Source organism: Marinomonas sp. KMM3893, assembly GCF_004352855.1.
In the GTDB taxonomy this organism is placed as follows: domain Bacteria; phylum Pseudomonadota; class Gammaproteobacteria; order Pseudomonadales; family Marinomonadaceae; genus Marinomonas; species Marinomonas arenicola.
In genome coordinates, this window is the sequence record NZ_SJSC01000006.1 from 1 (window position 1) to 14,183 (window position 14,183).

Sequence of the window (14,183 nt, forward strand, 5' to 3'; positions counted from 1 at the left end):
GCCTAGGACACCGCCCTTTCACGGCGGTAACAGGGGTTCGAACCCCCTACGGGACGCCACTTTATTTTCTAGTAGAATAAAGTGCTTAGGAAACGTGAAGTTAAGATATGCCGTCACTCACTGCTTTATGCGAATAAAGAGTAGGGTAGACACAATGCGGGAATAGCTCAGTGGTAGAGCACAACCTTGCCAAGGTTGGGGTCGCGAGTTCGAGCCTCGTTTCCCGCTCCATCTTCTTACTAGAAGGTGTGACTGACAAAGTGTCATTGGAACTAAGTTGTAGCTCTATAAAAGCTAATTGTGTCCCGTTCGTCTAGAGGCCTAGGACACCGCCCTTTCACGGCGGTAACAGGGGTTCGAACCCCCTACGGGACGCCATTCTAATTTATTAGAATACAGTCGTAAAAATCGTGAGTTATAGCACTATAAAAGCTAGTTGTGTCCCGTTCGTCTAGAGGCCTAGGACACCGCCCTTTCACGGCGGTAACAGGGGTTCGAACCCCCTACGGGACGCCAATTTTACACAGTAAGCCTTCTGTCTATAGATTGCTTTACAGAGAATATTTCACTAAAGAGTGTGGCTATTATCACTCTCTTCGTATTTTAATTTTTTGCATGGGATTTTATTTAATCTCACCTTTCTTGTTTTCTATCCCTCTGTTTTTAAAAGCATTATTCCAGCCCATTGTTGAATTAAAATATTGTTTCCTGATTGTGTTACGGCTCCTTTGCTGTTTTTTCTTTGAAAATTACCCACTAAGAGCATCATTCAGCACTGTTTCAGAATCTCTTGTATTAAGACAAAAGCTCTCTGGGAGGTTCGTGACTTTTACGCTATCATAGCCCACCATTTTTATTCTGAGTTTATCCATCTTCATGCAGTGGTTTATTAATTATCGACAAGACCCAATTTCACCGTCTGATCGAGGCTTAGCCTATGGCGATGGTCTTTTTGAGACCATGAAGGTGTCATCCGCTGGGGTTGAATATCTAGATGATCATCTTGCGCGTCTTGCTCGCGGCTTAAAAAAATTGGCCATGCCATTTTCTGATGCACAACTGGAAACATTGCGTCTTTTTTTACGTAATTCTATTCAGCCTCTTGTTAAAACAGAGTCCGTCGTAAAAATTATTGTCACAAGAGGCGAGGGAGGGCGAGGTTATTTACCGCCCGAAGATTGCCAACACACCATTTTGATTGGCATTGGTGATGCGCCGAATTACCAAGTTCAGCAAAAATCTGGCGTACATTTGGGTGTTTCTGATGTTCCGGTGAGCGAAAACCCTTTTTTATCGGGTATGAAACACTTAAATCGACTTGAAAATGTTCTGGCTAAGCAAAAATTAAGCGATCTGCATTTTGAAGACGTTATGTTAGATGGTCGTGGCCATGTGATTGAATGCATTCAAAGTAATATTTTTTGGTTTAAGCGAGGGGGGCTATACACACCTTCTTTGAGCCAAGCGGGTGTGCAAGGCGTTTTTCGCCACCAGGTTTTGAGCAATCAAGCGCTTTATCATGTTGAAGTGGGGCATTTTTCGTTAAACGAATTGAAACAGGCCGATGAGATCTTCATTACCAACAGTTTAATGGGCATTGTTCCTGTGATTTCTTTATTAGGATGCTCAATACCGATTGGTATCCACACTCAACGATTACAACACCTAATGCAAACTAAGGATGTGCATGACGCTTTTTAAATGGTTTATAAGAGTTTTTGTGTTAGCCGCTTCATTATTGGCTGTGCTTGCTGGCGTGGTGTATTACTTATTAACCAGTCCGATTAATTTAGACAAAGAAGCCCGCTTTTACATTCAGTCAGGTGACACCTCCTACAAAATAGGTCATGAGTTGAGTGAGAAAAATTGGATACTTGATCCAATGCTCATGCGCGTTGTTGCCAGATTGCACCCTGAATGGGTACCTAAAGTCGGTGAGTACGCCGTTATGCCAGGCATGACCTTACTGGATTTGATGGCGTTGTTTGATTCCGGCCGATCTGTGGTGTATTCAGTCACCTTATTGGAAGGCAAAACACTGGACTACTATTTGGCAACCATGGCCGCTAAAGGCAATATCAAAATGACCTTAAAGGGGCTCACGAATGAGCAAATAGCAAAACGTTTTGCATTAGACGTGAGCAACCCAGAAGGGCAGTTTTTTGCCAATACATACCAATACCATGAAGGCGATACGGATTTTAGTATCTTACAGCACTCCCATCGTTTACTAGAGCAGACATTGGCGGATTTATGGGACAAAAGAGACAAAAATTTACCCTATAAAAATGCCTATGAAGCGCTGGTGATGGCGTCTATTATTGAGAAGGAAACAGGGGCGCCAATAGAGAGGCCCTTGATTTCACGAGTGTTTATCAGTCGTTTAGAAAAAGGCATGCGCCTACAAACCGACCCTACGGTCATTTACGGATTGGGGAAAAACTTTAACGGTAATTTGACTCGAAAAGACCTGCGCTCTGCGTCTCCTTATAACACCTATTTACACTTTGGGTTACCGCCAACGCCGATTGCGAATGTGGGCAAAGAGGCGATTGAAGCCGCGTTAAATCCAGGCGAAACCAAGGCGTTGTATTTTGTTGCCAAAGGGGATGGTACCCATGCCTTTTCAAATACATTGCAGGCTCATAATAGAGCGGTCGCCAAGTACCAAAAATACCACAGACGCTCGGACTATAAATCCATTCCTGAATCTACCGTTAAGGAGAACGCACAGTGACCGGTAAATTTATCTCTTTAGAAGGCGGCGAAGGCAGTGGCAAATCCACCGCAATAGTCTGTATTCAGCGCTGGTTAGACGCAGAAAACATTGATTACATCATGACCCGAGAACCCGGTGGCACTGTATTGGCAGAAGAAATTCGTGGGCTTATTTTGGCATCCCGTAATGAAGCGGTGGACGATATGACTGAGTTGTTATTGATGTTTGCGGCCCGAGCTCAACACATGTCACAAAAAATCCGCCCCGCCTTAGAGCAAGGGCTTTGGGTGATCAGTGATCGTTTTATTGATTCATCTTTTGTTTATCAAGGCAGGGCGCGTGGTGGCGATACTGAAAAACTCAACACGCTAACGGAATGGGTAGTGGGCGACAATAAGCCTGATGCCACACTGTTACTCGATGTGCCTGTCGACATCGGCATGCAACGAGTTGCGGATCGAAAAAACGCCGACCGTTTAGACAAAGAGTCGATCGAGTTTCATGAAAAAGTGCGTCAGGGCTTTTTAGAGCAAGCCGACCTAGAACCTGAGCGCATAAAGGTGATCGACGCCAGTCAGCCTTTAGAGCAAGTTAGCGCACAAATAGTGACGCAATTAGATGCTTTAAAAACGGCTTGGAAAAGGGGTGTTTAAATGGCAGTCATTGCGCCCTGGTTGATGGCTTCATTAAGTCAGGTACAGGCTTTAAAAAAGCAGAAGAAACTGTCGCATGCTTTGTTGGTGACTGGCGCAGATGGCGTCGGCCAAGAGGAACTTGCTCGCGCGATGGTCAAAGATTTAATGTGTGAGGAACTGGACCAAGCTAAGGCCTGTGGTTATTGCCATTCGTGCCAATTGATGGCCGCCAATACACACCCAGATTATCGGATTTTAGACGGGGAAGAAGGGGCGATAAAAGTCGATCATATTCGTCAATTAACGCAAAAAATCAGCCAAAAACCCCAAGTTGGTCAAAATAAGGTAGTGTTGATTACCCACGCACAGGCGATGAACATTAACGCCGCTAACGCTGTGTTAAAAGCGTTAGAAGAGCCTGCGGACCGCACTTATTTTGTGCTAACAACGTCCCAATCCAGTAGTTTATTGCCAACCATTCGCAGTCGTTGTTTATTGGTGAATGTGCCTACGCCGAACTTGGCTGAGGTGACGAGCTGGTTGCACCAGCAACCCGATGGCGACGAGTTAGCCTCGTTGTTTTGGCTTACCACACAGCCTTTTCGCTTGTTGGCGATTGAAAAGCAACAAAAAACCGCTATTTACAGTGCTTTACCGGATGCCATAAAAGCGCTTTTGCAAGGGGAAAAAGGCGTTGATCTTGTATTAAAAGGCGTAAGCAGCGCCAATATAGAAGATTATTGCAATGGTCTTGCGGCAATTTTACATCAATGCATCAATCATTCTGCCGGAGCCACACTGCCGTCTGCGTTAGCGGATCTTTACCCTTTGATTATGCGCCGAATGAGCATCCAACAAATAATGCTGCGCTATCAAAGCTTACAAAAACTGAAATCGGATCTACTTAAAACCAACCTTAATCCGGTTATGCAGCTTACTTACGAATTGAACCAATGGTGACACCTTTATGTTAATCGACACTCACTGCCATCTAGATAAATTGGATTTAACACCTTATAACGGAGACATTAACGGCGCGATTGATGCGGCGGCTCTAAAAGGGGTTAAGCAAATGCTGAGCATTTCGGTCAATCTAGAAGACATAGACACTATTCTTAGCTTTACTGAGCGCCAAGGTGTGTTTGCAAGCTGTGGCGTTCATCCATTGCACAAAGAAGGCTTGATTTGTTCTCCTGAGCCGTTAATCACGCTTGCTCAACACGAAAAAATCATCGCGATTGGTGAGACCGGCTTGGACTATTTTTATGAAAAAGACAGCGCGGTTCATGAGTTGCAAAAACACAGTTTTGCGCAACATCTACAGGCCGCAGGCACATTAGGTTTGCCTGTCATCATACATACCCGTGATGCTAAAGCGGATACCTTGTCGTTAATACGCCAACATGGCAATCCAAGTAGCGCGGGTGTGGTGCATTGTTTTACCGAAGATTACGAGATGGCCAAAGCCGCCATTGATGAGAATTACCTCATTTCGATTTCAGGCATTGTCACCTTTAAAACCGCTCAAGAACTAAAAGACACGGTCAAGAAGTTGCCTTTGTCGTCTTTAATCGTTGAAACCGACGCCCCATATTTGGCGCCTGTGCCACACAGAGGCAAGAAAAACGAGCCACAATACGTGGCGGATGTGGCGCAGTTTGTTGCGGACATCAAAGGCATTCGTTATGAGGCCTTATTAGAGGCCACCGCTGAAAATTTCCACCGAGTATTTTCAAAAGCGACCCCAGAACAGCAAATTATGATCAAGGCCTAATGCGTTTAGGTCGTTTTTTGCACTAAGTGAATTGATTTTTCTAGAAAATTTCCTTGTTTTGCCTTTCCTATATAGGCGACAGGTAAACAAGGGTGTTAGTCTGAGATGATAAATTTAAACATAACTGAAAGAAGAGAATTTTCTTTCGCAAGCCTTACAAAGAACCGGCTTGTTTTATTTAAGGAAGCCCATTGATGTCCAATATGGTTACCCCACTTCCATATCAAGTATTGTCGGCCAAAGTCCCGACAGACCATCTTCCCTTCGAAACTTTGAAAGATATTGATGCCCTAAGCGGTATTTTAGGCCAAGAACGTGCGGTTGAAGCGATTCAATTCGGCGTGGCTATGCAGCGCCCAGGCTACAATATTTTTGCGATGGGAGACTCAGGTACAGGTCGTTCCTCTTATGTATTGAACTACTTGAAGAGCGAAGCCAAACGTCGTACACCGCCTAATGAATGGGCCTACATTAATAACTTTACCGAAAGTCATCGTCCTAAGGCGCTTGAATTTGCGCCAGGCAAAGCGGCTGAATTCGCCAAGGAAATTCGTGCTTTGATCGATGGTTTGATGGCGACATTCCCAGCGGCGTTTGAGAACCCAACGTATCAACAGCAAAAAGGGGCGATCGATCGAGCTTTTAATGAGCGCTACGAAGCGGCGATCAATAAAGTGGAGCGTGTGGCGGTAAAAATTGGCGTGGCCATGTTCCGCGATGCGTCTTCCGTCAGTTTTGCGCCTATGAGAGATGGCAAAGCGATTGAAGAAAATGATTTTGCCGGATTAAGCGACGAAGACCGTGATGCCTTTCAGGAGTCCGTGTCTCAGTTGGAAAGCTTGCTTAATGAAGAGTTATTAAGCTTACCACTTTGGAAACGTGCGTCTTATGAGCAGTTACGCCAGCTAAATTTGGATACGGTGAACGAAGCGCTAGACCCATTAATGGCACCGCTGTTTAAAGAATACGCAGAACACGAAGCGGTGACAGAGTACCTCAAAGCCCTACGTGAAGACCTTGATAAAACCATCATAGATCAGATGGCCGATGACAAGGTGTCGGAAAACCGTGACGAAATTGGTCGTCGCCAATTGTACGAAGAGTTGTACTTGCCAAACATCGCGGTGACCCATCAGCCTGATGGCGGTATGCCGGTTGTTTATGAGCCGCATCCAACGTATCGCAATTTGTTTGGCCAAGTTGAGTACAGCAGCGATCAAGGTATGCTGATTCCAAGTTACCGCTTGATTCGCTCTGGTAGCTTGCACGCGGCCAATGGTGGTTATCTGATTCTGGACGCAGAAAAACTCTTAACCGATCACTATTTGTGGGAAGCGCTCAAACGTGCCTTAAAAAGTAAGTCGCTAAAAATTGAGCACCCTTACGCGGACATGGGGCTCATGAACACAACAACCTTGGCACCACAAGATTTACCGTTACAGGTAAAAGTGGTGTTGATCGGTTCCAGAGACATTTATTACTTGCTGCAGGACGCGGACCCTGATTTCCAAGAGATGTTCCGAGTCTTGGTTGATTTTGACGATACTTTGAAACGCACCAAAGAGTCTGAATTTGCGTTTGCTCGTTTGATGAAAGACCGCATCGACAAAGAAGAGTACGCGAATGTGACTCGCGACGGTGTTGCGGCCTTAATCGAATACAGCAGTCGTCTGGCCGAACACCAAAAAGAAATGGCCGCTAAAATAGGCGATGTATTTGAGCTGTTAGGTGAAGCCGACTTTGTGCGAGAAATGGCGCGTGATGAAAACATCACCAAAGATCACATTGCTCGCGCCTTGAAGGCGAAAAAACACAGAACCGGTCGCGTTAGTGAAAAAATCATTGAAGAGATCATTGAAGGCACTGTGCTGTTGGAGAGTGAAGGCCATGCGGTGGGCAAAATTAATGGCCTAACCGTGATGCAAATTGGCGACAGCAGCTTTGGTGCGCCAGCTCGCATATCGACGACAGTCCACCCAGGTGGAAAGGGCATCATTGATATCGAACGAGAATCTAACCTTGGTCAGAATATTCACTCCAAAGGGGTGCTTATTTTATCTGGTTATCTTGGTAATAAATACGCTCAGCGTTTCCCGCTGGACATTTCTGCGTCTATTGCGATGGAACAAAGTTACGGCTATGTGGATGGCGACAGCGCTTCAACGGCAGAGTTATGCTGTTTGCTTTCTGCTTTGATCCAGATGCCATTACGCCAAGACTTAGCCATTACTGGGTCTTTGAATCAGTACGGTGAAATTCAAGCAATTGGCGGCGTGAACGAAAAGATCGAAGGCTTTTTCAACGTTTGTTTTGCGCGCGGATTAACCGGCACTCAAGGGGTGATTATCCCGAAATCGAATGCCAATAATCTGATGCTAAATGATGACATCTTAGACGCGGTCAAAGCAGGGCAATTCCATGTCTACGCGGTGTCAACGGCTGATGAGGCGCTGCATTTGCTCACAGGCTTAGAAGCAGGCGAGGCCAATGACGAAGGCGAATACCCTGAAGGCAGTATTTCTGCTCGTGTTATCCAGCGTTTAGAAGAAATCTCTAAGTTGGGTGAAGAAGAGGAAGAGGAAGAGGACGACGACGAAGAAACCGATGGCAAAGACGGTAAATCTGACAAAGCGAAGAAAGACGACTAATACGCTAAAAAAGGTAAGGTGGCCGAATGGCACCTTACCTTATGCTAGTGTTTGCCGTGGGTTCGTTTGATGATTTGAACTTTGCATTGGCTATTTACCAATGAAAAAATCGTATAATAGAGGTTGTTGGTTTTAATGTAGCTGGCAATCTCTTTTCTGTTACTTGGTCTATGAACTTTCAAAACCTCAGCCTGATGAAATACTTTACCTTTGATGAACTTCTCAGCGACTTTATCGGCCGCGTTTTTTGCATCGTAATCGTTGCATTCAGACCAGGATGGTGAGCTGATCATGAGGGTAAGAAGCGTCATGAGTAGCCGTGCTTTGATATGGAACATAGCCTATAAAAACCTATTGTTTACTGTGCTTTATTTTTAATAAACCCCATGGGATAGATAGCGACGCTGCTTTGTAAATCAAAGACGGTGTTCTACCCTAAGGGTTATCCAAATTACTTCGGAGATTGTGTTATGACGTTACAGCGTAAGTTTTCGCTTGTGGTGTTTGCATCCGCCATTATTGTGGCGTTAATTGTTGGCTCTTTTGGTTATTTTCAACTTAAAAACACCTTGGTTGACGGTTTGAATGACCAGGTATCATCGATTGCAGAAGGGCAGTCTCGAACCATATCAGAATGGGTTCATGGAAAAACCGCCACGATTAACAGCTTAAGCAATCACTTTACTAAGCATGATGTGACGATTGGCGCGCTTTTACAAGCCGAAAAATCGGGTAATTTTGACTTGGCCTACATTGGGACGAAAGAAGGTGACATGGTGTTAAGTCATCACGCCACTATGCCAGCAGGCTTTGATCCTCGCACTCGCCCTTGGTACAAAAAAGCGCTAACGTCAGACAGCGTTCAATACACAGAACCTTATATTGATGTCAGCACGAACCAACTTATTATTTCTGCCGCAGAGAAAGTTGTGGATGCGTCAGGGGTCAAAGGCGTTGTTGGTGCCGACATGAACTTAAGCAATCTCGTTAAGGGCATTTTGCATGTCAAAATGATGGATAAAAGTCGTGTCTTTTTAGTCTCGACAAAAGGTGTGATCATTGCGCACCCTGATGAGAAGCTAGTCCTTAAAAACATGGCGTCGTCTTTGGGTTATGGTTTAGATGTGGTTAAACAGGCACAAGGAAAACTGGTTGAAACACAGTCAAAAGATGGGCTTGTGTTAGTGGCAGGCGTTGCGGTTCCTGACACCGATTGGGTTATCTTCTTTCAGCTAGACAAAGCCACGGCGATGGCGCCGCTGAGTAATCTATTGATTTCACTTATGGTGGCAATGGTTATCGCGGCAGTGGCCGTAAGCCTTGCCATGGGACTGGTTAGCCGAAAATTGTTGAGTGGCATTGATAAGGTCAATCAAGTGTTGGCAGAAATGAATAACGGTCAAGGGGATTTAACCACTCGCATCCCAGAAACCAGCAAAGATGAAATTGGCGATTTAGCGCGTCACTTTAATGGCTTCTTACAAACCTTAGCGGGCATTATTTCTGAAATTAAGGTGTTGTCGTCCAACCTTAATAGTTTGGCTCAAGACTCTCATCGTTTAACTTCTCAGTCGTCTTTGGACCTGAGTACTCAATTGGATGAGATTACCGCGGTGGCGACGGCCGTTGGGCAAATGTCGGCGGCGACCCATGAGATCGCATCCAACGCAGAAAGCACCGCGAATGCTTCTCGAGAAGCGTATCAAAATAGCCAAGAAGGCAGTGATCAGGTTGTCAAAAGTAAACACTCGATCAGCGACCTTGCGACACAAGTTACCGACGCTTCGAGCATTATTGGTAATCTTGATCATCAAGTGCAAAGCATCAGTAGCATATTAACAACCATTCAAAATATCGCCGAACAAACCAATTTATTGGCGTTGAACGCAGCGATCGAAGCCGCTCGTGCCGGTGAACATGGTCGTGGCTTTGCGGTGGTGGCTGATGAAGTTCGTGTGTTGTCACAAAGAACGCACAACTCAACAGAAGAAATTAAAGAAATGATCGACGGCTTAAATAGCACAACGCAAAAAGCCGTGGATATTATGCATTCAGGTCAAACGGTGGCGAACAGCTCTGTTGAAGACGCAATCGCAGCGGCAGAAAGCTTGGTGGCAATCCAGAATTCCGTACAACGGATTAGTGATATGTCATTGCAAATTGCCAGCGCGGCAGAAGAGCAAAATATTGTTACCAGTGATATATCGAACAACAGTTTGTCGATCAAAGAAATCGCCAACAAGCTGGCAATCGAGTCCCATGAAAGTGCCAAAGGCGCTGAGTCATTAGCGCAATTAGCACAAAGACTAGAGCAGCAAATCGCGAGATTTACTATTTAATAGGTCGAACGAGTCGGATGATCTTGAGTCTCCCTTTTCTATTTGTGTTTCAATAATGAAAAGGGTAGCTTGACTCCTTTCACAGCAGATTGTAATAATCAATTTTATCACCCTTGGGCAGAGGAAACTTCAAATGTACAAACGTCTTTTTATCGGCGCACTCGCCACCTTGGCATTTTCAACGAATGTATTGGCACACGGTGCTTGCGAAGGTCGTCCTTTACACCATGATATGGAAAACATTAAAACGGAATTAAAAGGCATGGCATCAAGCCTAAAGTCAGGGGACAACGAACAAGCCGCTAAAAAGGTTGAGCAAGTCATTGCTTTGTTTAAAGACGCCCGTTCTCAAACACCGTACCTGTTCGTCGAGAAAAAACTCTCTGGGGACGCGCTAGCAAAAGAAACCGCTGAATACCAAAGTGTCATCGATGATACGATTCAAGTCTTCTCTTCTTTAGAAACTGCGTTAGAAAACAATGACTCAGCTAAGATAAAAACGCTAATGGGAGAGATTGGTAAGCAAAAACACATTGGTCATAGTACGTTTAAAGCAGATTGCTAATCGTCTAAATGATGACCTTGCTTGAATTGACTGTTACAATGCGCGCGCGATAAAGAGAGGAAATTATGGCTCGTACTAAAAAATCGCGCAGCATGCGTGGCAAACTTGGAAAAACTGGTTCAAAGGAAATGATGAAAGAGCAAAATAAAGCTCGTAAAGCATCGTCTACTCGCCGTTTTAAAGTCAAAAAATCCAAGGAGCGCAAAGAGCAAGCGCACAAAAAGCTTGATAGACTGGGTTTGCTTCCTGAAAAAGAAGCAGCACAGCCAGCAGCACGTCCACGTCGTTTTGTGTTCGTGAAGCCTAAAGAAGAGAAAGACACCGAATCTACTAAGCCGACATTGATCTCAGGGATAAATCAGGAAACTGAAGATTTATCTGTTGATGAATTATTGTCTGCTTTCTCTGAAGAGAATTAAGCAAATATCTGTAAAACTTAAAAAAAGGCTGCTTTTGCAGTCTTTTTTTATGCTCAAATTATCCATTACAATAAAAATTATCTATGCGGGATGAGTTGTAACATGAATGTAAAAGCCTCTGTTCCTATGTCAAGTGTACGCTATTTATTAAAAGCCGTTGAAAATCAAGGCTTAGACAGTGACGCATTATTAGAGAGCTTGGATATCGTACGTTCCGATATTGAACAAAACAGTCATTTCCCTGCCTATCAATACGGCATGCTGTATCAAAAGATTATGTGGCTGGTTCAGGATGAATCGTTCGGCATGTTGAGTGGGGGTAAGGTGCCCAATGGTACCTTTAGAATGATGTGTTTGTGTATTATTCATGCGCGAAGCTTGGCGCATGCCATGTACCGTTGCAGCGATTTCTACGACATCTGTCGTGGCCCCACAGTAAAGCCTGTATTGATCAAAAAAGGGCGCTTTGCCATGGTCACCTTTGCTCCGATAGAGTCGGCGGATGCTAGGGTGGCGGACATAGTGACGCCAGAGTCGAAAGAGCAGCTAAGAACCACTTTGTCTATGTGGCATCATTTTATTTGTTGGTTAATTGGTCGCCGTTTGAGCCTGAAGGCCGCTTATTTCACCAGCGAGCGTCCCGATGATGTGGAGTACTATAAGACTTTATTTCAGTCCGAAGTACGCTTTAACCAACACGCCAATGCGCTTGTTTTTCCTGCCAGCTATCTGGATATGCCGATAGTCCAAACCGAAGACAGCTTACGTGGTTTTCTAAAAACAGCACCGTACCAATTACTGGTCATGGTTGAAAACGACAACAGCTTAAAATCTCAAGTAATGGCCATGTTAGGCAAAGACTTCTCTCGAGAGATGCCAAGTGCAGACGAAGTCGCAAGTGGGCTTAATATGAGTGTGTCGACTCTGAGACGCCGCCTCAACGAAGAAAAAACATCCTACCAGCAGATCAAAGATGAGTGTCGCAAAGAAGCAGCCATTACCTATATGAACGCACCACAGTTGAGTATTAATGACATCGCTGCGTTAATGGGGTTTGATGAACCCAGTGCATTTTTCCGATCTTTTAAAAAATGGACGGGGATGACGCCGGGTGAATATCGAAAAAGTGATGAATTTTTGAAGTTTGGTCGCTCTATGAAAAGCTTATAAATCCGTACCTTGTGACGCCTTCTACCTTATTCTGATTGTATTTGTCAGAAATAACGGCCTGATATGTTATTGAGAGATTCGCTCATTTTTATCATTCTATAGTTATACATCCGCTCGGATAAATAACCGGAGAATAAAAAATGAGCGATTACCTGTACCCTCTAAACGATATTCTTTTTAGCCTACAAAAAGTGGCCAATTTTGATCGTCTAACGCCTTATGTCGATGGCGGCCTTGACGACGATTTGCTGGGCGCTATTTTAGCCGAAGCCGGCAAGTTAACCGAACAAGTGATTGCGCCATTAAATTGGTCGGGAGACCAAGAAGGGTCTCGCGTTGAAAATGGCAATGTTATTGAAGCAAAAGGCTTTAAAGACATTTACCGTAGTTATTGTGAAGGCGGATGGGGTTCTCTCTCTGGTGCCACTGAGTACGGTGGTCAAGGTTTGCCATCCAGCATTGCTACCGCTGTCAACGAAGGCGTCCAAGCGGCCAACTTGGCTTTTTCATTGTGTCCGTTATTGAGTCAAGGGGCGATCGAAGCGATTAGCTCCCATGCCAGCGAGACGCTTAAAGAAACCTACCTACCCAAGATGCTAAGCGGTGAATGGACCGGAACGATGAACTTAACCGAGCCATCGGCAGGTTCTGATCTTGCTGCCATTGCTTGTAAAGCCATTCCTGATGGCGATGTGTATCGTATTAAAGGTCAGAAAATCTTCATTACTTGGGGTGATCATCAAATGAGTGACAACATCATTCATTTGGTTTTGGCGAGGCTTCCCGATGCGCCGGCGGGTGTGAAAGGCATTTCTCTGTTTATTGTGCCTAAATTTATTTTGGATGAGCAAGCCAATCCAGGCCAGCGTAACGATGTCCAAGTGGTGTCTGTTGAGCACAAAATGGGCATTCACGCGTCGCCAACCTGTGTGATGAGTTTTGGTGAGAACGAGGGCGCGATAGGGTATTTAGTTGGCATGGAAAACGAAGGCATTAAAGCCATGTTTACCATGATGAACAATGCGCGTCAGGGTGTCGGTTTGCAAGGCTTAGCGATTGCAGAGCGTGCTTATCAGCAAGCGCTTGAGTATGCTAAAGAGCGTAAGCAAGGTATGAAGGCCGATCGCTCAGGGAAAGCCGCGATTATTGAACACCCAGATGTATTGCGTATGTTGATGACAATGAAATCTCAAATTGACGCGATGCGCTCTCTTATTTACATGGCGGCGGTGGAGAACGATTTATCTCACCTAGCAGAAGGTGACGCAAAACAAAAAGCCAAGACACGCACCGCGCTGTTAACCCCGATTGTGAAAGGCTGGATTACTGAGCAAGCTCAGGAAATCACCTCATTGGCGATTCAAGTTCATGGTGGTGTTGGTTTTATCGAAGAAACTGGGGTTGCACAGCACGCAAGAGATGCGCGCATTTTGCCTATCTATGAGGGCACCAATGGCATTCAAGCGATCGACTTAATTGGTCGTAAGCTGTTAACAGACCAAGGCGCGGCCATGGCGGATTTATTAGCAGAAATGAAAGCCGAGATCGAAACATTGGTGGTTGGCAGTACCCATGATAATGCGCTAAAAGTGCAACAGGCGATTCTCTTGGCTGAGCAGGCCACCGCGTCGTGTTTGCGCAGTATGAATAAAGACGCGCTGTTAGGAACAGGCTCTGCCTATGGCTACATGATGATGATGGGCAGTGTGATAGGCGGCTGGTTGCAGGTTCGAGCACAGATGTTGAGCGAGAAAAGCACGACATTGAGTGAACCGCAAAAACAGTCTTGGAAACAATCCGCAGACTTTTATTGCGATCATATTTTAGCTCGCGCTGGTTATCACGCGCAGACGGTTATCGCCGGACAAGCGTCAATCGATACGCTGAACGAAGACAGTTTTGCTAGATAACAGT

The 14,183-nt window shown here is 45.1% G+C and carries 12 protein-coding genes and 3 tRNA genes; 14 read left to right on the plus strand and 1 reads right to left on the minus strand.

Annotated features, from left to right (window positions below):
- Positions 1-156 precede the first annotated feature (156 nt).
- From E0D71_RS13715 to E0D71_RS13755, 9 genes are all read left to right on the plus strand, one after another.
- Positions 157-231 (plus strand) — tRNA-Gly (locus E0D71_RS13715).
- A 71-nt stretch (positions 232-302) separates the two neighbouring features.
- Positions 303-378: transfer RNA gene (locus E0D71_RS13720), tRNA-Glu, on the plus strand.
- A 62-nt stretch (positions 379-440) separates the two neighbouring features.
- A tRNA-Glu gene (locus E0D71_RS13725) sits at positions 441-516 on the plus strand.
- 360 nt (positions 517-876) lie between these two features.
- A complete protein-coding gene (pabC, locus tag E0D71_RS13730; RefSeq protein ID WP_133003889.1) occupies positions 877-1,701 on the plus strand; it encodes an aminodeoxychorismate lyase in 825 nt (274 codons plus the stop codon).
- 19 nt (positions 1,702-1,720) lie between these two features.
- The gene (mltG, locus tag E0D71_RS13735; protein ID WP_243712039.1) at positions 1,721-2,737 is read left to right on the plus strand and encodes an endolytic transglycosylase MltG; all 1,017 of its coding nucleotides are present in this window, start codon (positions 1,721-1,723) and stop codon (positions 2,735-2,737) included.
- Positions 2,734-3,372, plus strand: coding sequence for a dTMP kinase (gene tmk / locus E0D71_RS13740; protein WP_133003891.1), 639 nt, complete (start codon positions 2,734-2,736; stop codon positions 3,370-3,372). Before mltG ends, tmk begins: the two co-directional genes overlap by 4 nt.
- Positions 3,373-4,314 (plus strand): DNA polymerase III subunit delta', encoded by a 942-nt coding sequence (gene holB, locus E0D71_RS13745; RefSeq protein WP_133003892.1) that lies wholly within the window; start codon positions 3,373-3,375, stop codon positions 4,312-4,314.
- Positions 4,315-4,321: 7 nt separating this feature from the next.
- Positions 4,322-5,128, plus strand: coding sequence for a TatD family hydrolase (locus E0D71_RS13750; RefSeq protein WP_133003893.1), 807 nt, complete (start codon positions 4,322-4,324; stop codon positions 5,126-5,128).
- A gap of 194 nt (positions 5,129-5,322) precedes the next feature.
- The gene (locus E0D71_RS13755; protein ID WP_133003894.1) at positions 5,323-7,776 is read left to right on the plus strand and encodes an ATP-binding protein; all 2,454 of its coding nucleotides are present in this window, start codon (positions 5,323-5,325) and stop codon (positions 7,774-7,776) included.
- Positions 7,777-7,820: 44 nt separating this feature from the next.
- On the opposite strand, the gene E0D71_RS13760 is transcribed toward E0D71_RS13755, so the two are convergent.
- A complete protein-coding gene (locus tag E0D71_RS13760; protein WP_243712040.1) occupies positions 7,821-8,087 on the minus strand; it encodes a hypothetical protein in 267 nt (88 codons plus the stop codon).
- Between the two features lie 159 nt (positions 8,088-8,246).
- Between E0D71_RS13760 and E0D71_RS13765 the strand changes: the two genes are divergently transcribed.
- From E0D71_RS13765 to E0D71_RS13785, 5 genes are all read left to right on the plus strand, one after another.
- Positions 8,247-10,115, plus strand: coding sequence for a methyl-accepting chemotaxis protein (locus E0D71_RS13765; RefSeq protein WP_133003896.1), 1,869 nt, complete (start codon positions 8,247-8,249; stop codon positions 10,113-10,115).
- 133 nt (positions 10,116-10,248) lie between these two features.
- Positions 10,249-10,680: a cytochrome b562 gene (locus E0D71_RS13770; protein WP_133003897.1), complete on the plus strand. Its 432-nt coding sequence runs from the start codon at positions 10,249-10,251 to the stop codon at positions 10,678-10,680.
- Between the two features lie 65 nt (positions 10,681-10,745).
- Positions 10,746-11,099 (plus strand): hypothetical protein, encoded by a 354-nt coding sequence (locus tag E0D71_RS13775; protein ID WP_133003898.1) that lies wholly within the window; start codon positions 10,746-10,748, stop codon positions 11,097-11,099.
- Positions 11,100-11,201: 102 nt separating this feature from the next.
- Positions 11,202-12,269 carry an AraC family transcriptional regulator gene (locus E0D71_RS13780; protein WP_133003899.1) on the plus strand — a complete coding sequence of 356 codons (1,068 nt, stop codon included), beginning with the start codon at positions 11,202-11,204 and terminating at the stop codon, positions 12,267-12,269.
- A gap of 140 nt (positions 12,270-12,409) precedes the next feature.
- Positions 12,410-14,179 (plus strand): acyl-CoA dehydrogenase family protein, encoded by a 1,770-nt coding sequence (locus E0D71_RS13785; RefSeq protein WP_133003900.1) that lies wholly within the window; start codon positions 12,410-12,412, stop codon positions 14,177-14,179.
- Positions 14,180-14,183 lie beyond the last annotated feature (4 nt).

Bases quoted from the DNA above. Each gene is read 5' to 3' on its own strand.
- pabC (WP_133003889.1), top strand. From the start codon at position 877: ATGCAGTGGTTTATTAATTATCGACAAGACCCAATTTCACCGTCTGAT.
- holB (WP_133003892.1), top strand. From the start codon at position 3,373: ATGGCAGTCATTGCGCCCTGGTTGATGGCTTCATTAAGTCAGGTACAG.
- E0D71_RS13750 (WP_133003893.1), top strand. From the start codon at position 4,322: ATGTTAATCGACACTCACTGCCATCTAGATAAATTGGATTTAACACCT.
- E0D71_RS13755 (WP_133003894.1), top strand. From the start codon at position 5,323: ATGTCCAATATGGTTACCCCACTTCCATATCAAGTATTGTCGGCCAAA.
- E0D71_RS13760 (WP_243712040.1), bottom strand. From the start codon at position 8,087: ATGACGCTTCTTACCCTCATGATCAGCTCACCATCCTGGTCTGAATGC.
- E0D71_RS13765 (WP_133003896.1), top strand. From the start codon at position 8,247: ATGACGTTACAGCGTAAGTTTTCGCTTGTGGTGTTTGCATCCGCCATT.
- E0D71_RS13770 (WP_133003897.1), top strand. From the start codon at position 10,249: ATGTACAAACGTCTTTTTATCGGCGCACTCGCCACCTTGGCATTTTCA.
- E0D71_RS13775 (WP_133003898.1), top strand. From the start codon at position 10,746: ATGGCTCGTACTAAAAAATCGCGCAGCATGCGTGGCAAACTTGGAAAA.
- E0D71_RS13780 (WP_133003899.1), top strand. From the start codon at position 11,202: ATGAATGTAAAAGCCTCTGTTCCTATGTCAAGTGTACGCTATTTATTA.
- E0D71_RS13785 (WP_133003900.1), top strand. From the start codon at position 12,410: ATGAGCGATTACCTGTACCCTCTAAACGATATTCTTTTTAGCCTACAA.